Genomic DNA, 18,376 nt, shown 5'->3' on the forward strand with positions numbered 1-18,376 from the left:
CTCGCCGACTTTTCGTACAAAGCCTAGGAATTAGTTAATGACCGTACACTTCATTGGCGCAGGCCCCGGCGCGCCGGATCTGCTTACCCTACGCGGGCGCGACTTAATCGCCGCCTGCCCGGTGTGCCTGTATGCAGGTTCTTTAGTGCCGGAGCAGATTCTGGAACACTGCCCGGCGGGGGCCAGAGTGATTAATACCGCGCCGCTCTCGCTGGATGAGATTATGCAGGAAATCAGCCGCGCCCACGCCGAAGGCTTGGATGTGGCCAGGCTGCATTCGGGGGATCTCTCGGTTTGGTCGGCCATGGGCGAGCAACTGCGTCGCCTGCGCGAGCTGAATATCCCCTACAGCATTACCCCAGGCGTGCCCTCGTTTGCAGCAGCGGCGGCAACCCTAGGTCAGGAGTTAACGCTACCCGGCGTGGCTCAGTCGGTGGTACTCACCCGCACGCCGGGTCGTGCCAGCGCCATGCCCAGTAACGAGACGCTGGCCAATTTCGCCCGCAGCGGGGCAACGCTGGCCATTCATCTCTCCATCCATAACCTTTCCCAGGTAGTCGAAAGCCTGACGCCTTACTACGGCGCGCAGTGCCCAGTGGCGATTGTGTGGCGGGCAAGCTGGCCCGATGAGCGAGTGGTGCGGGGGCGGCTGGCGACTATAGAAGAGCTGATCGATGATTCCATGCAGCGTACCGCGCTAATTCTGGTGGGGCCAGTGCTTGAAAGCGATGACTTCCAAGAGAGCAGCCTCTACGCAGTAGGCTACGACCGCCGCTTTCGCCCCCAATCAGCGGATTCGCCTTTTGCCACGGCAAGCCAGGACCAAGAGAGCGACTCATGATCACGCTATCGCTAATAGGCATTGGTACCGGCAACCTTGATCACGTCACCCTGGCCGCCGTGCGCGCCCTCAATAGCGCCGACCTGATCCTGCTGCCCCGCAAAGGCGAGGCCAAGTCGGATTTGATCGACCTACGCCGCTTACTCTGCGAGCGCCTGTTAGAAGAACCGGTGACCACCAAGATCGTCGAGTTCGATCTTCCCAGCCGCGATAGCCGTAATGATCAATTAAGTTATAACTACTTGGGCGCGGTAGACGACTGGCACGCTGCGATTGCCAGCGTTTGGGCGCAGTTGATGGATGAACATCTTCCCAATGGCGGGCGGGTCGGCATGCTGGTGTGGGGCGACCCCTCGCTTTACGACAGCAGCCTGCGCATTACCCAGCGCTTAAGCGCTGCGGGCAAGCAGGTTGATGTAGAGGTAGTGCCAGGCATTACCAGCCTGCAGGTGCTTACCGCTGAACATAAAATTCCCCTCAACGCACTCGCCGAGTCAGTACAAATCACCACCGGCCGCCGCCTACGCGAGCGCGGCTGGCCGAACGATGCCGCCACGGTAGCGGTGATGCTGGATAGCGGGGGGGCATTTACCACGCTGCCATTTGAGGACACCTACATCTGGTGGGGCGCCTACCTAGGCATGGATAAACAGTGCTTAATCAAAGGCTGGATAAGCGAGGTCAGCGACCAAATCATCCAACGCCGCGCAGAACTACGCGACACCCACGGCTGGATTATGGATATTTACCTGCTCGCCAAAAAGCCGGAAAAATAAACCCAGGTATCAATATGGAATATTTTTCCATAAAATAATCCTGCCTATTAAATAACCAAGTTATCAGGAGCGACTATGAGCTTTTACGTCTATCTTTCTGGCGAAATCCACACCGATTGGCGCGAAGAGATTCAGCGCGGCGCTGATGCAGCGGGCCTGGATATCGTCTTCACCGCCCCGGTCACCGATCACGACGCCAGTGACGCCGCAGGCGATCACCTGGGCAAGCCAGAAAATGGCTTCTGGCGCGATCACCAATCCTCCAAGGTCAACGCCATCCGCACTCGTACCATGATCGAGCAAGCGGATCTGGTGGTTGTGCGCTTCGGCGACAAGTACAAACAGTGGAACGCCGCGTTTGATGCAGGCTACTGCGCCGCACTCGCCAAGCCCTACATCACCCTGCACAGCGAAGACATCGTTCACCCGCTGAAAGAAGTCGACGCCCAAGCCCAAGCCTGGTGCACCACCACCGACCAAGTCGTCGAAACCCTGCGCTACGTCCTCAAAGCCTAAGCACACAGCGCCTCCCACAATCCCGCCACTGCATTAGTGATGTTGTGGGAGGGCGCTTCAGCGCGCGATGATCACGCCCCATAAACAATCTAGCCACTCCGTAGCGCGGCGTAACGCTTGGCGAGGAACGAGCCAAAAGGCACCCGCAGCGGCGGCCCGGCGCGAAGGCAGCGTTAGCTGCCCAAAGCCAGCTCCAGCTCAATTTTTCTTCAAAGTCACGTGACCTAAGCAAAATTTATCAATAAAGTATGATTAAATCGTAAAAACGAGCCGGCACGCGAATTTTGGATATGTTGCCATGCTGGGTAAATAAATCTATAAAAAACAGTGATTTATGATTTTTTAGATGGCTATATAACACCAATAAAACGTGCTGACATGTTCAAGAGTGTTATACAGCAGGCTATATAATCACTGTTAACTTTATGGCCAAGTCGAAAATGGAAAGGCTGTCTTCTTGTCAAATTGAAGCCATCAAAGCGGAGCATGGATCTCTCCCTGAAGAATACCTGGATTGGCTTTCTGAACGCGGATGGGGAGAGCAGGAAAGCGGAGTCATGTTGTACTCAGGCCCCGTGCACATCCTGATGACATATTCGGCGAGCAACACCCTGTGGCACTGAGGGAGGTATTGTTGGTTGGCGATGATATGGCCGGCTACTCCATTGGCTATCGTGCCACAGACCTTGGCTGGCAATTTGTCGGTTTCGATAGTGCTGGCAGCGAACTAGAGGTTATTAGAGAGGGACTCATTGCATACCTCAAAAGTTAACAAGTCGGTCAACCGGACGCCAAAAGCGTGGCGCTTTTGGTTCCCTACGCTGTCGCTCCGGCGCCGGTTACCTCAGCGTTATGCGCTGGTATGCGCTGGTATGCGCTGGTATGCGCTGGTATGCGCTGGTATGCGCTGGTATGCGCTGGTATGCGCTGGTATGCGCTGGTATGCGCTGGTATTACTAAGTCCGCTAAAAACCCAAAGCGGAAGTTGAAAAGAGGTGGAATTAGGGATGAAATTACAGTCGATTCGGCTTTCAAATTTTCAAAGCTTCGGTGCTGAACCAACAGAACTTACACTGGAAGAAATTACTTATCTGATTGGCCCCAATGGTTCAGGAAAGACTGCTGCACTCCAAGCTTTGTGTCGACTGTTTGCATTTGATCCATCATTACGTCGTATTCAGCGCTCAGACTTCCATGTTCCGCACATTGAACAGGAAACGCCTGAAGAAAGGCAGTTATGGATTGAGGCGGACTTCGAGTTCCCTGAGTTGGAGGGTGAAGAAGATAACTCAACCATTGCTCCTCATTTCAGTCACATGCGCCTCGATGACCCTGACGGAATTCCTAGGGTACGGTATCGCCTAAGTGCCACTATGGGACTGGACGGAGATATTGATGAAGCTTTCGTATATGTGCTTGAAGTTGGCCCGGATGGCTCACCTCTAAACCCTGAAACCGTTCCCAGATCCGATCGAAATCACATACAAGTCCACTATCTGCCCGCAAGAAGAGATCCGACTGACCACATAGCATACGGAACCAGCGCGCTTCTGGGCCGCTTGCTACGGGCAGTGAATTGGGAAAATGAACGAGAAGAGGTCAAAGGGTTCACCGACCAGATTAGTGAGAGTCTGGCTGCTAATCCATCGGTCAATGCTTTTAGTACCCACCTGAGAAAGACATGGAGCACCCTTCATAAAGGCAGCTACTTTACAGATCCCAAGATTACTTTTGTGGCATCTGAGATCGAGGCGTTGCTTCGACATTTGTCCGTATCATTCTCGCCTGGGCATGATGAAAATATTGTCGATTTTTCCCGACTCAGTGACGGTCAGAAGTCGATGCTCTATCTATCGTTGGTTTTATCATCTCAAGCTATTGGGCGTGCTGTCCTTGCTGGTGAGGACGACTCTTTTGACCCAGAAAAGTTGCGTCCGCCAGTTTTTACTCTAATTGCCCTTGAGGAACCAGAGAACAGCCTCTCGCCTCACTATTTGGGGAGGATTGTCAGCGCTCTTAACTCAATGACGAGCAACGAGGATGCTCAGGCTCTAATCGCTACTCATGCTCCGTCAATGTTACGACGTGTCGATCCGAAAAATATTCGATATCTTCGACTTACCGAAATCCGGCAATCAAGAATTACGAAAATCCAATTACCCGCCAAAACAGATGAAGCACACAAGTTTGTACGTGAGGCCGTACAAGCATTCCCTGAGATCTACTTCTCGCGTTTGGTTGTATTGGGTGAAGGGGATAGTGAAGAAATAGTACTGCCACGCCTTTTGCAGGCAAAGGGTGCGCCAGTTGATGAATCAGCGGTTACGATTGCTCCGCTTGGAGGTAGGCATGTCAACCATTTTTGGCGCCTGTTATCAGCACTTCAAATCCCATTTTTGACTCTTCTAGATTTAGATGTGGGCAGATATCAAGCGGGCTGGGGAAGAATAAAGTATGTAAATAACCAACTTGGTTTGTATCAACCTGAAAAGGTACTGCCAACTACTTTTTCTTTATCAGATTGGAATGATGACAAAGTACCTGTTCGTACACATCATTTCTTTGAAAATGGCACTAAGAGTGTATTTGCAGAGCTGGAAACGCGTGGTGTTTTTTTCTCATTTCCAATGGATTTAGATTTTTCAATGCTCCTTGCTTTCCCTGATGCTTACGGTGTTCAGCAGGAGGTTTCAGATGAGTCAACGATTAAAGCAGTTTTGGGCAAGAGCCATCATGGCTCATACCAATACAGCGGAGACGAGTTAAATCTTTTCTCTACGTATCACAAGCTTTTTAAACTGGGTAGTAAGCCCGCTGCGCATATAGATGCTCTTGCTCAACTGAGCAACGAGGAATTGCTGGCGAACATGCCAGAATCATTTGGACGACTTGCAGATGCCGTGATAGCCAAGCTTGCGGAGCTGCCCGAGTGATTGCTGTAGATGCATGGCTGCCTTCGGATGGGCTAACGCTTGAACCCAATGCACTGCTGGCTGCGAAGGAACAAGCGCGCTGTCTTGCACTGACTGCGGGGCCGGGAGCCGGCAAGACGGAAATGCTTGCACAGCGAGCTGACTTCCTCCTGCGAACCGGAACCTGCCGTTATCCGAAGAGAATACTCGCTATCTCTTTCAAGGTTGACGCCAGCAAAAACTTGAAGGAGCGAATCCAGCGACGCTGTGGACAAGAATTGGCTTCCCGTTTTGATAGCTACACATTTCATGCGTTTGCAAAGCGTATTATTGATCGTTTCCGAGTAGTGCTTACTGGTAATGATGCTCTTGATCTGGATTATTCGATTGGCGAAAGAAAAGTCACAAGAAGGCAAATTACATTTCATGATCTTGTGCCGCTAGCAATTCAAATTCTCAAGGCCTCTGCTGTCGCAAGAAATGCCATACGCCAAACTTACAGCGATGTTTTCTTGGATGAATTCCAGGACTGCACGGATCAGCAGTATGAACTCGTGAAGGTAGCCTTCCAAAGTACGAGCATTCGTCTTACCGCTGTCGGTGACACCAAGCAGAAAATCATGGGATGGGCAGGTGCTTTGGACGGAATTTTCCAAACGTTCGCGGGGGATTTTGAAGCCGTCCCACTAAACATGTACCGAAACTTTCGTTCAAAACCACGCCTGCTTCGGATGCAGAACGAGATAATTCGTGTGCTTGATCCAGCTTCTGTCATGCCAGATCACCAACTTGCTGGTGAGGAGGGAGAGGTCTTCGCGTGGCAATTCGAGAATGCCCAAGGGGAAGCTGAGTATTTGGCCGATTTGATTGCCGGGTGGATAAGAAATGAACAGGTTCCGTTATCTGAAATCGCCGTATTAGTGTCCAAACAACTAGATCTTTACGCCAACCACCTGATGGCGGCATTGGAAGTTAGGGGAATACCGTACCGGAACGAGCAGGAGATGCAGGATATTACTGTCGAACCTGCTGCAAGACTCGTTGTTGACTATTTGTCCTGCCTCTATGGCCAGCGAGAGCCCAAAGCTTGGGTTCGGCTGATGAATCAATTGATTCCCTTTGCTGATGATGAGGTGCAGTCTAGCTCTAGACAAAACTTCCAACGCTTCTTCAAGGAGCAGCGAAAAATCATCACCATGACCGAGCTATTGGATGAGCCGTTTTCGGGATGGTGGGATTCTGTGTGTGGCTTTCTGAAAAAAATAGAAATGGAGACTCTTGTTGCTCTCTCGCCTGACTATGAGTCACATGCCAGGTTAGGTGAAGTTGTGAGAGATACAAAAGCGCGCATTGAAGAATTGCTGAAACTTGAGCCTGATTTACCCCAAGCCTTGACTCGTTTCTCTGATGATCAGGCTGTGCGTATTCTGACTATCCATAAGAGTAAAGGATTGGAGTTTGAATCAACGATAATTATGGCCGTTGAAAACGAAATATTCTTTGGCGATCAAGATGCTAATCGGTGTGCTTTCTTTGTTGGTGTATCGCGAGCTAAACGACGCCTAGTGCTAACTCATGCTATTGAAAGAGAAAGACCGAAAAATCATGGTGGCCGTTGGGAGGTACGTCGAACTCCCCAGCAAGAATATATTAACTTTGCTCTTCCTCATCTAAATGGCGTTGATGGCTAATCAAGTGATCAAGTTAATTTAAATTACTAAAGTTGGCCGGGTGTAGAGATAGTGATGATGGAGCAGATCAGGCATAACCAATCAATGCATGGGACGTCGCCGCTTCGCGGCGGCGCCCATGATTGAAGCGTTAGGCGTTACGATGTCACGATGTCGATTTTAGACCAACTCGATTTTGCTGAGTGAACAATTCATTCGAGGAGAATTGGCTATGAAAAAAACAGAGAAAGTGTCTGTAAAGCTTTACGAGGATGGGTACGAAAGGAGGCCTGATGCAGACAAGTTTGGGCTATCTGATACGAAGTTCGAGATTAAATACGATTCAAATACCTATCAAATCGAAGACGTTGGCCCTGCGGATGTATTTCTGACATCCACAACGCTAATAGCGGCTGGCGCCGGTGTAATCTCCGCAGCAATCACTGGAGCATTCGCATATTTGGCGAATCGTAAGGGAGGTCATATTACGATTACTGGTAAGAACGGCGTATCCATTGAGGTCCCGGAAGGCACTTCAAAAGAAGATATAGACTATTACATTGCGAAAGCAAAAGAGATTGACGCAGACTCACTATTAGTATCGGGGTCCCCAGAAAATCGAAAAGGGAAAAAGAAGGGGCGTATATAGTCGCCTAACAAGGCCAAGCAGCATCGCGCACTATGTGCGCTGGATCTTGCGCTGTTGGCAGCATTATTTGACAGGAGTCGACAATGGAGACTGAAATTCAGTTACAGCTTGAAGCTCTGAAGTTACTTCAGGAATGGAGTATGTGGATAATTACTTTATCAACCGTCTTCATAGGGCTCATCGGGTTTGCGTTCAAGAATTTAGATAATAGAAAAGAGGCTATGTCAGCCAAGCTCTGCATAAGCTTCCTGTTCTTAACGGTTGTGCTTGCTGTTCTTTTAGTAGGAGCGATTCCAGCTGTAATTCAAAAACTCAATCCTGTTATTACTGACAATATTGTTGCTTTTGGTGCAAATGCAAGAGGAATTTACGGATATCTCTATCTTGACTTTTTACCTCTTTGGCTGCTTATTTCAAGTCAACGTATTACGTTTATAGTGGGGATTCTCTTTGGGACCCGTCTTGTATGGCAGAAATATGGCGCGAGTGTTTAAATCATATAACAAATCGCATCAGTACGCGCCTGCGGCTCCGGACACTCACTACGTTCGTGCCGCTGTGCTCGGGCGTTAGAGCGCACGGGAAGCTATATGCTCGAATTACGAAAATAAAATCCTGATGAAGTTGAAAAGATTGTAGAATTTGAATCGGCGAGCGATGTGTCGTCGTTTATTATTCCATATACAAAGGAAAGGCATTTTGAGGAAATGAATAATGATAGCGTTGTATACCTATCTATTTATGAGAATGATACATTTTCTGGCTTCATTATACTATCGATAGAGAATGAAACAAAAATAGAATTTAGCCGAATTGTAGTAGACAGAAAAGGAAAGGGAATTGGTCAAGCTGCGATAAGTATGATGGAAGAATACTGTAGGAAGGAGCTTCGAGGTGAGCGCATATGGCTCGATGTATTCGAATCGAATGTTCGTGGCCAGCACATATATAGGAAAATGGGTTTTACCGAAACTGGAACAAGTTCATATCACGACAAAAACCTTCTCTATTTTGAAAAAATGCTCTAATCACTGTTTTAAATGGTGAAGTCATGACGGTAAACAGCATGAGGCTGGACAAAATCCTGAAGGAAAACGAGGACGTCAAACGGCTCGGCATTCCGGTTAAATACATGTGTCTTTCTTTGATGTGTGAACACCATAAATCATTGCATGGAGATCTGCTCGACGTTGAAGAAGTTAAAGATCTATACAGTTTGGAAAATGTCCCTGAAGATTGTCGTTGTGGCGTAACCCAAGTTCTTGTAGATGAGGCAGGAAAGCCAAGGAACCCAAGAGTGGTGGAGAATGCCAAATCGCAGGCAAGGGACAAAAATTTATAACAAGTCGCAGCAGTACGCGGCCGATGGCCGCCGGACGCCCTTTGCCATTCCAAGGTCGCCGCTGTGCTCAGCGTTAGGAGCAAGGCGCACCCAGATGCTTTACGATCCCCCAATGTGACCTTATGGCTTCTCTGCTGCAGGTGATAGGCAACGGATACTCCGACCATGCCAGCACCCAGAACCAGAATCTCACGTTCCATAAATCCATTAATTTCTTATTGGGCTCGTGCAGTTTGTGCCTTGTGACTGTGCTTCATGCGTTGGCGCACCCAGGCAACGGTTATTGCGGTAATAAGGATGAACCCGATGTAGCCGAACACGGGATACACCATGCCGACTAGGCTGACAAATCCAAACATGCTGCAGGCATAGGCAATGATGCCTGCTATTAAGGATCCAACGCGGAAAGACGTGGTATCGGCCGGCAAAAATCGGGATGAAAAAGAGTAAAGGCAGCCCACTGCGGTATTGAAAATCATCAGCAGAATGACGACCGATACCAGCGAGGAAAGCGCAGGGGAAACCTCTAGTGCTAAAGCCAGCATCGGCATAGGCGTATCAACCAGACTGTCCAGGCGCGACAGCATGGCCAGACTGATCGTCATCATCAGCGCACCCAGGGTAATGCCGCCAAGAATACCGCCCCAGGTTGCTTTGCGGCGGTCTTTTGCAGCACCGCTGGAGATGGCAAGAATCGCGACGCAGCCGAAGATGTTATACGAAACGTACAGCATGGCGCCCAGTGCCCAATGGCTGGTGGCTGCGTTTTGGTCGAGTGCCAACTGGTTCAGTGTCGTCAGGTCGGTTTCTCGGGTTGCCAGTGCGTAGATCGCGATACCCAGTGCTACCAAAATCAGCAGAGGAGTGATGCTGCTGATCAGCGTGAGCACTTTTTTCAGTTTGAGACAGGTGGCTGCAATTACCAGCAGAGTCACCAGCGCGCTGCCCCAGGCTACAGGCAGGCCCAGTTTTTGTTCCAGCAGTGCACCGGCACCGGCCAGCATCACTACGGCTATGGCAAACATGAAAAATGTCATCAGCAAATCGATGGGCTTGCTAAGCCAGGGGCCACAGATAGCCCGTACAACTTCCTTGTGAGAAGTCGCTTGAAGCTCGCTACCCAGATTCGCCAGCGTCATGCCCAGGAAGATAAAAGCGGCAGTACTCAGCGCGACACCTGCCAGCCCCCAAGCGCCGAAGCTAACAAAGAATTGAAGCAGCTCCTGGCCTGAAGCAAAGCCTGCTCCAACCAGAAATCCGACAAAAGCGCCTGCGATTTTCAATACATCTTTCATGATGCCAAACCCTCAGTTTCTTATTTTTCTGTGCCAGTTAGCTGGCTGAATCAGGCTTCACCGACCCAGGCTTGCACTTCCACTTCGACATCAACGCCCAGTGCTAGGCCTGCTGTCACGGTGGAACGAACCGGCAGACCTGCTTCGAAATAGCGTTTGTAGACTTCGTTGAAGCCCGCAAAGTGCTTCATGTCCGACAGCCAGACGGTCGCTTTAACGACCTGCGCAAAACTCGCGCCACAGTGTTCAAGGGACTCGCCGATACGGGTCATGACCGCTTCGGTTTGCTCTTCGATACTGCCTTTGACGACTTCGCCTTCAGCAGTCATGGGAATCTGGCCTGAAAGCATCAGGAAACCTCCCACGCGAACGGCACGGGAGAATGGGAAGGGCAAGTCGCTGGGGATACGTTCGATTGAATTGGACATGGGGTTATATCTCGTTGATGGCTATTGAGTGGCCGAGCCGCACGGGCGGCACGATAGAATCACAATTTCTCTTAAATGATAATTCTCGTAAAAGGGAATATCAAATGTGAGAACCTTAAAGTCAAGTTGTTTTCGGGATACACTAGGGCTTCGTATTCATAGTCAGGTCGAACCGCGAAGCTTTCATGCCAACAGACTCTCAATCCCAGCCGTCCGATACACTGATCGACCGAGTACTGGTCGGCTCTCGCCTAAGGGCTCACCGTAAACAGCAAAAATTCACCTTGAAACAGGTGTCTGAGAAGAGTGGTGTTGCGCTTTCAACGCTGTCGAAAATGGAGTTGGGGCAGGCAACTGTCAGCTATGACAAGCTTGCTGCTGCCGCACGTGTTCTGAATGTTAGCCTATCCCAGCTGTTCAACCCTGAATCGGGTGCAGACAGGTCAGATCAGCCAACGGTGGTCACCAGCAAAATTTCTGAGGCGACTGGGTATGCTACTGGCAGCTATGAATATCATCCTATTGCGGGTGAGTTTCCCGGTCGGAGCATGATGCCGGTTTATGCTCGGATTCAGGCGCGTGATCTGGGTGAGTTTGAAGACTTCATCCGCCACCCCGGAGAGGAGTTTGCCATGGTGCTATCGGGGCGCGTCTGCATTCACTTTGAAAATGGTGAAAGCATCAGCCTGGGTGAACGAGAAACGGCTTATTTCAACAGTTCCATCGGGCATATTTATCTGGCCGAGGGTGATGAAGATGCAGAAGTAATAGCTGTGATGTCGGAACCCAAAGAGGGCGATCTTCAAGGCTGAACCAGCTATCAGGCTTCGCTAATTTCGTGAAAACACAGAATGTAAAGTGGGAGACCCTGGCAGGCTCGTCCTCTTGTTTTGGCTGAAGCAGGTTACAGCGACTTGGCCAGTTCCAATGCTTCAGCAAAAGTGATCCGCTGACGGCTAAGTTTTGGTAGGATTGAGGAAAGAGGCGAGGAGTGGTCGGGCACGTTCAATGAATTGGACGATAAGCGTGAGAAACTCAGAGGCCTGATTCGGCATCACCTACTGGCGCACCGCGCGAGATGAGGCCGAGACGGAAGCCAATCTGGATCGGGATATCCGACGGGCCAAGACGATTCTCTCGCTAGATGCAGCCATGAACAAAGTGGATCGTTTTCTAAAGATGCACAGCCCAAGCCTGGTGCATTACTACAGACCAAGTCGTTGAAACCCTGCGTTACGTCCTCAAAGCCTAAGCTCATGCGTCTCCCGCAACACCGTCACTGTATTAGCAGTGTTGTAGGAGGGCGGGCGCTTCAGCGCGCGATGATCACGCCACATAAGCAATCTAGCCACCCCGTAGCGCGGCGTAACGCTTGGCGAGGAACGAGCCAAAAGGCACCCGCACGGCGGCCCAGCGCGATGGCAGCACTGCTGCCCAAAGCCTGCTCCAGCTCAATTTTTCTTCAAAGCCACGTGACCTAAGCAAAATTTATCAATAAAGTATGATTAGATCGTAGAAACGAGCCGGCACGCGAATTTTGGATATGTTGCCATGCTGGGTAAATAAGATTATAAAACAGTGGTTTAAGATTTTTGGGGCGGCTAGATAACACCAATAAACGTGCTGGCATGTTCAAGGGTGTTATGCAGCAGGCCATATAATTACTGTTATGGCGCTCAGTAGATCTGCGGAAAATAATCAGAAAGGAATTCGGAAAAGATGATACGTAATTTTTACACTTGTGATAAAGAAGTCGACGAAAATAGCCATGATGGAGAAGGTTCAATAGATATCTATCGTGCATTCAGACGTAAAGATTTCGATGGTGCTTGGGACTTTGCCATCCGTGTCGTTATGCCACCGGGAAGCTCTATGGGTGAGCATACTCACGGAGACGATGAAGAAATGTATATCATTTTGAAAGGTGAAGGCACTATGACCATTGAAGGTGAGGACAGAAAGGTGGCTTCAGGAGATATGATAGTTAATAAACGTTTTGGCACCCATAGTTTGGTTAATACATCGGACAATGAAATTGAGTTACTAATAATCCAAGCAAGTCTAAAGTAAATCGCCATAACAAAGCGTTTAAGGCAGATTCGCAACGCGTGGCATTTTCGGTTTGATTCAGCTTAAGTGTTTACAGCACAATAGTTTAGGTTGGGTGGTTAGCGTTGCTCACTACTTAACGCGGCGTTATATGCAAGGAGAGTATCGTGGTGCCACCAATCGTAAAATCAGGTGAATGGCTTACAGCAAATACCCATTGAGGCTCTTTAACGTGGTAATTCACCGAGCCTTCTCCTGTTAGGTTTGGTCGCCTTTTCAGCTTAGCCAAACGGGCTGAGCTGGGGGGAAGACTCAATAAGTATTAAGTTAAAACACTCGAACATCGCTACGCGCCGCCAGTGTTTGAGATGTTAGCCACTTTTATGGTGTTAATGTCGGGGGAATGGTCAAGGCCGGCACGGCAATTGCTGACTCATCCGGTTCTTTTGCCCCATCTTCTTGAAGCATCTCAATGATCGCCTGCTTCAGCCAGTTGTGCCCGGCATCGCTCTCCCGCCGTGAGTGCCATACCATGCTGAACTCAAAAGGATCAATGGGGTAAGGCGGTGTGAAGAGCTGCAGTGGTGAGTCTTTCAGAAATAGATCAAAGCTGCGCCGAGCGGCCGTTAAGATCAAATCCGTATTTGGCACCACATGGCTGGCCACTCCCCAGTGGGGTAGGGTCATCGCCACCCGACGGCTGACGCCTTCTCTATGCAATGCGTTTTCTATCTCATTGCCTTCACTACTTTGCATGGCGACTAGGACATGCGGTCGCGAGAGCCACTGTGTTTTATCAAGATCGCCCGTTTTGGGCAGCGTGTTTTTATCCGCAGCACAAACGAAGTGCTCAATGAATAGCTTATGAGTACGTAACTCATCCGAAAGAGGCGGCTGAAACACGCCAAAAGCCATATCGATCTCCCCATCATGGACACCTGCCAGCATCGCGACGCGGCTGCCCTGAGAAACTTGCAGATCAATCCCTGGAGCTTCTGAACGCAATCGCCTAACCAAACCAGGAAGCACTACGCGAGCTCCATAGTCTGACATGGCAAGCCGAAACACTCGTTTCTCATGGGCGGAGTCAAAGGCGGGCTGTTCAATCAGCGCGCCGAGCTGATGCAGTGCTTCTGTTAATTTCGGTAGCAATTCATTGGCGCGGGAAGTGAGCTCCAGCTTGCCTGCTCTTCTCACCAGCAGCGGGTCGTCAAAGATGGTCCGCAGATTGGCGAGAGCATGGCTGACGGCCGGTTGGCTTTTATGTAAGCGCTGGGCCGCCCGCGACACGTGCTTTTCCACCAATAGCGCGTGCAGGGTAACCAGTAAGTTGAGATCAATGCGTCTTAAATTATTCATGAGACGAATGCCGTAAAATAAAAAAATGAATTTCAATTTATGGCGTGAATCATAAAAGATAAAAGACCTTTTGCAATGTCTCAGGAGTCTTGTCATGAATTCATCTTTCACATTAGTGGCGCTTGCGGCTGTGGCGGTTATCGCGGGTGCCTTGGTGCCTTTTCAAGCTGGCAGCAACGCTGAATTGGGCCGAGCGCTAGGCCACCCCCTTTGGGCGACACTGGTCTCTCTGGTTGTCAGTATGCTTGTCGTAATACCCATCGTGATTGCCATGCAAGTGCCTGCTCCTGCCCTGGGGGCCATCAGGCACATACCGGCTTGGGCCTGGCTGGGCGGTGTAGCAGGAGTCATCTATATTTCGTCAGCGTTGGTTCTAGTACCACGCGTCGGGGCGACCAACTTCATTGTGTGTGTCATCGCAGGGCAACTGATTAGTTCACTGTTGTTGGATTATCATGGCTGGTTGAATCTGCCCGTCAGGGAGGTCAGCATTGGGCGTTTGGCAGGTGTCACGCTGGTGCTGGTGGGTATGGTGACTGTGCAGTGGTTTTCGCCGACCATTGCATCGCCTCACCAGAGCTCTACACAGGTAGCAACTGAAGTCTCTGGAGCCGCTGAGTCCAAGGGATGACACTTCCGAACACCTGTAGAGATGAGTGCTCTGTTTGTAACTGCCCGCTGTTAACACTGGGCTTTCAATGTTGCCTGGTGAGGCACGGTGCCTAATAAGGCGACGGGAATGACTGCTTCTCTCCAGCTGTCATTCCCGCATGCTTTTAGCGGGAATCCATTTCGATTTAAGGACCCTAGCTTCGGCTGAAAAGGTCAAATTGGATTCCCGATAACCCCACTCGGGAATGACGGGGCTGAGTAGATTGGTTCATACTCCTCTGCATTCGCCAAGCCCCGACATCACCCGCTGAAAGAAGTCGATGCCCAAGCCCAAGCTTGGCGTACCACGACAGACCAAGTCGTTGAAACCCTGCGTTACGTCCTCAAAGCCTAAGCCCATGCAACACCGTCACTGTATTAGCAGTGTTGTAGGAGGGCGCTTCAGCGCGCGATGATCACGCCACATAAGCAATCTAGCCACCCCGTAGCGCGGCGTAACGCTTGGCGAGGAACGAGCCAAAAGGCACCCGCGATGGCTGCCCAAAGCCTGCTCCAGCTCAATTTTTCTTCAAAGCCACGTGACCTAAGCAAAATTTATCAATAAAGTATGATTAGATCGTAGAAACGAGCCGGCACGCGAATTTTGGATATGTTGCCATGCTGGGTAAATAAAGCTATAAAAAAAAACAGTGGCTTATGGTTTTTTTGGGTGGCTAGATAATACCAATAAACGTGCTGGCATGTTCAAGGGTGTTATGCAGCAGGCTATATAATCACTGTTATACAACAAGGGTGATAATGATGCTCGTAAAGTATTATGGTTTAGTATTTGATAGTGATGACCAAAGTTGGTCGCCTAGAGCCGATTTTATATCAAATGGGTTATTTCGTATTACGCAACCAAAGTATCTCAATGATAAAGGTAGTGAATCTAGGTTATGGCCATATTTTAACGAATTTTCACCAGCGGATTATGCATGGGCGAGAAAAGTGCATTATAAATTGCAAGCTGTCCCATCTTATGTTCCTTCTAATGAGGAACTGGAGAATTTATTTTTAAAGCCATGTGGTATTAGGTACGGGGAACAAATCCCTCATATGCTGCGCCAAGAAGGCTTTCAATCAATGGAAGAGTACGACAAAGAACAACTGGTTATAGCAGCTGAAAGAATCAACTCATTCATAGTGGAAGCATTAAGTTGTCAGTTAGGTGTGCTGTCTCTTGCGAAGTCTGATACAAATGAGCTCATGTGGACGCACTATGCTAGTGAAGGTAAGGGGCTAGCTGTTACTTTTGACGAGGAACATCCATTTTTTGGCCAATTCCCACCAAAAGAAGTCAGCTATACAGCGGATAAGCGAGCCTCGCTTACATATTATAAAGGGTCTATTCGAATAAATGGTGCGCCAATAAGAAACTTTCAGGTTAGCAGTTTCCAGAACTCGTTTGGTGTGCTGCAATCACTTTTGAATAACGGGATTGATGTCGCTGAATTTTCAGAGCGACTGCTATGCTCAAAAGCTGAACAATGGTCTCCAGAGGACGAAGTTAGAATTGTGTGCCCTTTGATTCTAAGCGATAAGAAAATTGGGCCACAAATACAGCCAGACTTCGGTGTTCAGCTTCCTGATGAACTTTCAAATCTTTTCCCTACCTATGCAGAGATTAACCTAAAACAAATTCCTTTTGACGCGTTCGAATCCATTGTTTTTGGTTATAACATGAGTGAAGCAGATAAATTGAAAATAATTGAATTAGTTGGTAAAAACGAAAATTTGTCTCACTTAAAGCTTCGAGTAGCTAAACACAATATTTTCGGTAAGTTAGAGGCAGTCGACTTAGTTGTATAACAAAGCATTTAAGAGTGATGCCCAACGCATGGCATTTTTCATTCCATCGTTGTTTTTTGTGTTTACGGTGGTATGGTTGGGTTTCGTGGTAGCGTTGCTCACACCTTAATGCGGCGTTAGAATTCAATCGGAGTAAATTTTGGACACTATTATCGAATGGTTTAGTAATAATCACACTTGGGTGTTCAGTGGGGTAGGGATATTTATCATTGGTGGGGTAATCGCTATTTTCAAAAGAAAGGGGGCTAACGGAATTAGTCAGAAACAGCGTTCAGGAAATAACTCCACGAATATTCAGGCAGGTGGGAATGTTGAATTTACTCAGAAAAATGACAAATAAATCTAGCCAAAAGCAAGACGCGGGTGACAATTCCACAAACCTGCAAGGCCAACAAGTAATAGTTAATCAAGGCATTTCCTATACAGACGCCAAGGAAATTGCTAATGATGTTTTTAAAGCCAATTTTATTGAGCTAAAGCAAGAAGCGGCTATTATAGCCCAAGAAAGAGCTGAAGAGGTGACCGAGAAGGTTATTTCAGAGCTTAATGAAAGACACCCGGAGTCCTTAAGTGAGTTCGAACAACCGGCCATGCAAGATGCATTGTTTAATGTGCAAAAACAATATGCAATCAGTGGTGATCAAGACTTGGGCGACCTCCTGGTAGATATCTTGGTGGATAGGGCTTCTGAACCCAAGAGGAACATGGTTCAAATCGTTCTTGATGAATCTCTTAGTATTGCACCAAAATTGACAACGGAACAATTTGATACTTTAACACTCAATTTTTTGTTGGTAAGCACCCGAAGAATGGATGTTAAAAACTATGACGAGCTCATTGCTCATTTCAAGAAAAGAATTGTCCCATTTGTAGAGAATTTATCCGATTCTCACTCAGACTATACGCACCTAGAGTATTTGGGGTGTGGTCATGTAAGAGCTGGAAATTACGGGCAGTTGGAGCAACGGCTGAGAGATACGTATAAAGCTTTTTTCTCAAGTGGATTTACCCATGAAGAGCTAATTGCTGAAATAGGTGAAGGTCATAACCTAGCAGGGCTAATAATTCCATGCTTTCATGATTCTAGTAAACTGCAGATTGGCGTCTTAGATGAAAGCGTTCTTGAGCACATTTCACGCGAAAATGGGCTTGACCAAGGACTAGTCACTAAGCTCAAGCAGTATTTTACTAAAACAACAAAAAATCAAAATGACATAAAAACCATGTTAATAGATGCCATTCCAGAGATGGATAAAATCTTTGATACATGGAATAAGTCTTCTTTTAAACAGTTTGAATTAACTAGCGTAGGTATAGCAATAGCACACGCAAATTATAGAAGAAGAACAGATGAAACTATGGATCTTTCAATTTGGATCAAATAATTATAACAAGTAGCTGCACCGGAAAAATACTCGCTGAGCTCGCATTTTTCCGGTGAGCTAGGCGTTATAAAACTCTGGAGAGCATGTGTTAATCGGCGACGTGAATATTCAGACTTTGCTTGATGAATTTGTGGGCGAGCAGGCACAACTACTTGAAAATGATGCAAGCGAGCAAGCAATATCGCATCAGTTAGCGATGAAGCTTTGTCCGCATTTCCCTGATTGGGATGTTGATTGCGAATACAATCGTAAAATGGAAGTAGTGAAAAAACTGATTTATGCGGTCTCGCCTACCGGAGAATCCATTGAACGTAACGTGGTTCCGGATATTATTATTCATAGACGCATGACAACCGAGAATTTACTAGCAGTGGAAATTAAGAAATCGACTAACCAAGAGCAAAGCTTTAAAGATCTGGAAAAGCTCTCAGCATTCAGGGGTCAGCTAGGTTATCAGAACTCATTGTTTATTCGTTTTCTCACAGGTGGAAATAATGCTGGGGTCGTCGAGCTTGATTGGCAATAAGTTTTATAACAAGGCTAGCCACGGCGACGGCTTTTCCGTTACGGCTTCGCCTTCACTACAAAGCCGCGCGTGCTAGCGGCGTTATATTTTTTATCTCTGGTAAGGTCTTCTATCTTTGATTTTTAGTATAAATTGAAGTCTGATAATTCATACTATACGGAATTA

The 18,376-nt window shown here is 48.3% G+C and carries 19 protein-coding genes and 2 pseudogenes; 17 read left to right on the forward strand and 4 right to left on the reverse strand.

What is annotated here, in order from left to right; translation table 11 throughout:
• The first annotated feature begins 37 nt into the window (after positions 1-37).
• The 10 genes from cobM (at position 38) to ACN06F_RS07055 (ending at position 8,706) form a co-directional block, all read left to right on the forward strand.
• Positions 38-841: a precorrin-4 C(11)-methyltransferase gene (gene cobM, locus ACN06F_RS07010; RefSeq protein ID WP_433924918.1), complete on the forward strand. Its 804-nt coding sequence runs from the start codon at positions 38-40 to the stop codon at positions 839-841.
• Positions 838-1,617, forward strand: a complete 780-nt coding sequence (cobF, locus tag ACN06F_RS07015) for a precorrin-6A synthase (deacetylating) (protein ID WP_433924919.1) — start codon at positions 838-840, stop codon at positions 1,615-1,617. Before cobM ends, cobF begins: the two co-directional genes overlap by 4 nt.
• A 75-nt stretch (positions 1,618-1,692) precedes the next feature.
• On the forward strand, positions 1,693-2,133 hold the full coding sequence (locus ACN06F_RS07020; RefSeq protein WP_009723617.1) for a YtoQ family protein: 441 nt from the start codon (positions 1,693-1,695) through the stop codon (positions 2,131-2,133).
• Between the two features lie 752 nt (positions 2,134-2,885).
• Positions 2,886-3,122: a hypothetical protein gene (locus ACN06F_RS07025; RefSeq protein WP_433924920.1), complete on the forward strand. Its 237-nt coding sequence runs from the start codon at positions 2,886-2,888 to the stop codon at positions 3,120-3,122.
• 18 nt (positions 3,123-3,140) lie between these two features.
• The gene (locus tag ACN06F_RS07030; protein WP_433924921.1) at positions 3,141-5,066 is read left to right on the forward strand and encodes an ATP-dependent nuclease; all 1,926 of its coding nucleotides are present in this window, start codon (positions 3,141-3,143) and stop codon (positions 5,064-5,066) included.
• Positions 5,063-6,736, forward strand: a complete 1,674-nt coding sequence (locus tag ACN06F_RS07035) for a UvrD-helicase domain-containing protein (protein ID WP_433924922.1) — start codon at positions 5,063-5,065, stop codon at positions 6,734-6,736. Before ACN06F_RS07030 ends, ACN06F_RS07035 begins: the two co-directional genes overlap by 4 nt.
• 211 nt (positions 6,737-6,947) lie before the next feature.
• The gene (locus ACN06F_RS07040; RefSeq protein WP_433924923.1) at positions 6,948-7,364 is read left to right on the forward strand and encodes a hypothetical protein; all 417 of its coding nucleotides are present in this window, start codon (positions 6,948-6,950) and stop codon (positions 7,362-7,364) included.
• Positions 7,365-7,447: 83 nt separating this feature from the next.
• Complete coding sequence (locus ACN06F_RS07045; RefSeq protein WP_433924924.1) at positions 7,448-7,858, forward strand: hypothetical protein; 411 nt, start codon at positions 7,448-7,450, stop codon at positions 7,856-7,858.
• Positions 7,859-8,023: 165 nt separating this feature from the next.
• A complete protein-coding gene (locus ACN06F_RS07050; protein ID WP_433924925.1) occupies positions 8,024-8,392 on the forward strand; it encodes a GNAT family N-acetyltransferase in 369 nt (122 codons plus the stop codon).
• Positions 8,393-8,415: 23 nt separating this feature from the next.
• The gene (locus tag ACN06F_RS07055; protein WP_433925136.1) at positions 8,416-8,706 is read left to right on the forward strand and encodes a hypothetical protein; all 291 of its coding nucleotides are present in this window, start codon (positions 8,416-8,418) and stop codon (positions 8,704-8,706) included.
• Positions 8,707-8,816: 110 nt separating this feature from the next.
• On the opposite strand, the pseudogene ACN06F_RS07060 reads toward ACN06F_RS07055, so the two are convergent.
• From ACN06F_RS07060 to ACN06F_RS07070, 3 genes and pseudogenes are all read right to left on the reverse strand, one after another.
• Positions 8,817-8,906, reverse strand: a pseudogene (locus tag ACN06F_RS07060) (FAD-dependent oxidoreductase); the annotation flags it as partial.
• A gap of 15 nt (positions 8,907-8,921) precedes the next feature.
• Positions 8,922-10,001: a YkvI family membrane protein gene (locus ACN06F_RS07065; RefSeq protein WP_433924926.1), complete on the reverse strand. Its 1,080-nt coding sequence runs from the start codon at positions 9,999-10,001 to the stop codon at positions 8,922-8,924.
• A 50-nt stretch (positions 10,002-10,051) separates the two neighbouring features.
• A complete protein-coding gene (locus ACN06F_RS07070) occupies positions 10,052-10,429 on the reverse strand; it encodes a RidA family protein (RefSeq protein ID WP_038483437.1) in 378 nt (125 codons plus the stop codon).
• A 185-nt stretch (positions 10,430-10,614) separates the two neighbouring features.
• Here ACN06F_RS07070 and ACN06F_RS07075 point away from each other — a divergent pair, with 185 nt between their 5' ends.
• Complete coding sequence (locus ACN06F_RS07075) at positions 10,615-11,241, forward strand: helix-turn-helix domain-containing protein (RefSeq protein ID WP_051626445.1); 627 nt, start codon at positions 10,615-10,617, stop codon at positions 11,239-11,241.
• A gap of 907 nt (positions 11,242-12,148) precedes the next feature.
• A complete protein-coding gene (locus ACN06F_RS07080; protein WP_253920346.1) occupies positions 12,149-12,499 on the forward strand; it encodes a cupin domain-containing protein in 351 nt (116 codons plus the stop codon).
• Positions 12,500-12,859: 360 nt separating this feature from the next.
• Here the strand turns inward: ACN06F_RS07080 and ACN06F_RS07085 are convergent, their stop codons facing one another.
• Positions 12,860-13,837 (reverse strand): LysR family transcriptional regulator, encoded by a 978-nt coding sequence (locus ACN06F_RS07085; RefSeq protein ID WP_433924927.1) that lies wholly within the window; start codon positions 13,835-13,837, stop codon positions 12,860-12,862.
• A gap of 94 nt (positions 13,838-13,931) precedes the next feature.
• Here ACN06F_RS07085 and ACN06F_RS07090 point away from each other — a divergent pair, with 94 nt between their 5' ends.
• From ACN06F_RS07090 to ACN06F_RS07110, 5 genes and pseudogenes are all read left to right on the forward strand, one after another.
• Positions 13,932-14,468 carry a DMT family transporter gene (locus ACN06F_RS07090; protein ID WP_433924928.1) on the forward strand — a complete coding sequence of 179 codons (537 nt, stop codon included), beginning with the start codon at positions 13,932-13,934 and terminating at the stop codon, positions 14,466-14,468.
• A gap of 282 nt (positions 14,469-14,750) precedes the next feature.
• Positions 14,751-14,843 (forward strand): annotated as a pseudogene (locus ACN06F_RS07095) (YtoQ family protein); the annotation flags it as partial.
• Between the two features lie 404 nt (positions 14,844-15,247).
• Complete coding sequence (locus tag ACN06F_RS07100) at positions 15,248-16,300, forward strand: DUF2971 domain-containing protein (protein ID WP_217987357.1); 1,053 nt, start codon at positions 15,248-15,250, stop codon at positions 16,298-16,300.
• A 308-nt stretch (positions 16,301-16,608) separates the two neighbouring features.
• On the forward strand, positions 16,609-17,685 hold the full coding sequence (locus ACN06F_RS07105) for an LPO_1073/Vpar_1526 family protein (RefSeq protein WP_217987355.1): 1,077 nt from the start codon (positions 16,609-16,611) through the stop codon (positions 17,683-17,685).
• An 85-nt stretch (positions 17,686-17,770) separates the two neighbouring features.
• Entirely contained in the window at positions 17,771-18,211 is a 441-nt protein-coding gene (locus ACN06F_RS07110; protein WP_095604232.1) for a hypothetical protein, read from the forward strand.
• The last annotated feature ends 165 nt before the right edge of the window (positions 18,212-18,376 follow it).

Origin of the sequence: Vreelandella sp. 21, assembly GCF_050995515.1 — a bacterium.
Classification (GTDB): domain Bacteria; phylum Pseudomonadota; class Gammaproteobacteria; order Pseudomonadales; family Halomonadaceae; genus Vreelandella; species Vreelandella alkaliphila.

What these genes read in the sequence shown, in the direction of transcription:
- ACN06F_RS07040 (WP_433924923.1), top strand. Translation starts at nt 6,948, where the DNA reads ATGAAAAAAACAGAGAAAGTGTCTGTAAAGCTTTACGAGGATGGGTAC.
- cobF (WP_433924919.1), top strand. Translation starts at nt 838, where the DNA reads ATGATCACGCTATCGCTAATAGGCATTGGTACCGGCAACCTTGATCAC.
- ACN06F_RS07030 (WP_433924921.1), top strand. Translation starts at nt 3,141, where the DNA reads ATGAAATTACAGTCGATTCGGCTTTCAAATTTTCAAAGCTTCGGTGCT.
- ACN06F_RS07085 (WP_433924927.1), bottom strand. Translation starts at nt 13,837, where the DNA reads ATGAATAATTTAAGACGCATTGATCTCAACTTACTGGTTACCCTGCAC.
- ACN06F_RS07065 (WP_433924926.1), bottom strand. Translation starts at nt 10,001, where the DNA reads ATGAAAGATGTATTGAAAATCGCAGGCGCTTTTGTCGGATTTCTGGTT.
- ACN06F_RS07020 (WP_009723617.1), top strand. Translation starts at nt 1,693, where the DNA reads ATGAGCTTTTACGTCTATCTTTCTGGCGAAATCCACACCGATTGGCGC.
- ACN06F_RS07075 (WP_051626445.1), top strand. Translation starts at nt 10,615, where the DNA reads ATGCCAACAGACTCTCAATCCCAGCCGTCCGATACACTGATCGACCGA.
- ACN06F_RS07105 (WP_217987355.1), top strand. Translation starts at nt 16,609, where the DNA reads ATGTTGAATTTACTCAGAAAAATGACAAATAAATCTAGCCAAAAGCAA.
- ACN06F_RS07070 (WP_038483437.1), bottom strand. Translation starts at nt 10,429, where the DNA reads ATGTCCAATTCAATCGAACGTATCCCCAGCGACTTGCCCTTCCCATTC.
- ACN06F_RS07080 (WP_253920346.1), top strand. Translation starts at nt 12,149, where the DNA reads ATGATACGTAATTTTTACACTTGTGATAAAGAAGTCGACGAAAATAGC.
- ACN06F_RS07090 (WP_433924928.1), top strand. Translation starts at nt 13,932, where the DNA reads ATGAATTCATCTTTCACATTAGTGGCGCTTGCGGCTGTGGCGGTTATC.
- cobM (WP_433924918.1), top strand. Translation starts at nt 38, where the DNA reads ATGACCGTACACTTCATTGGCGCAGGCCCCGGCGCGCCGGATCTGCTT.
- ACN06F_RS07055 (WP_433925136.1), top strand. Translation starts at nt 8,416, where the DNA reads ATGACGGTAAACAGCATGAGGCTGGACAAAATCCTGAAGGAAAACGAG.
- ACN06F_RS07045 (WP_433924924.1), top strand. Translation starts at nt 7,448, where the DNA reads ATGGAGACTGAAATTCAGTTACAGCTTGAAGCTCTGAAGTTACTTCAG.
- ACN06F_RS07100 (WP_217987357.1), top strand. Translation starts at nt 15,248, where the DNA reads ATGATGCTCGTAAAGTATTATGGTTTAGTATTTGATAGTGATGACCAA.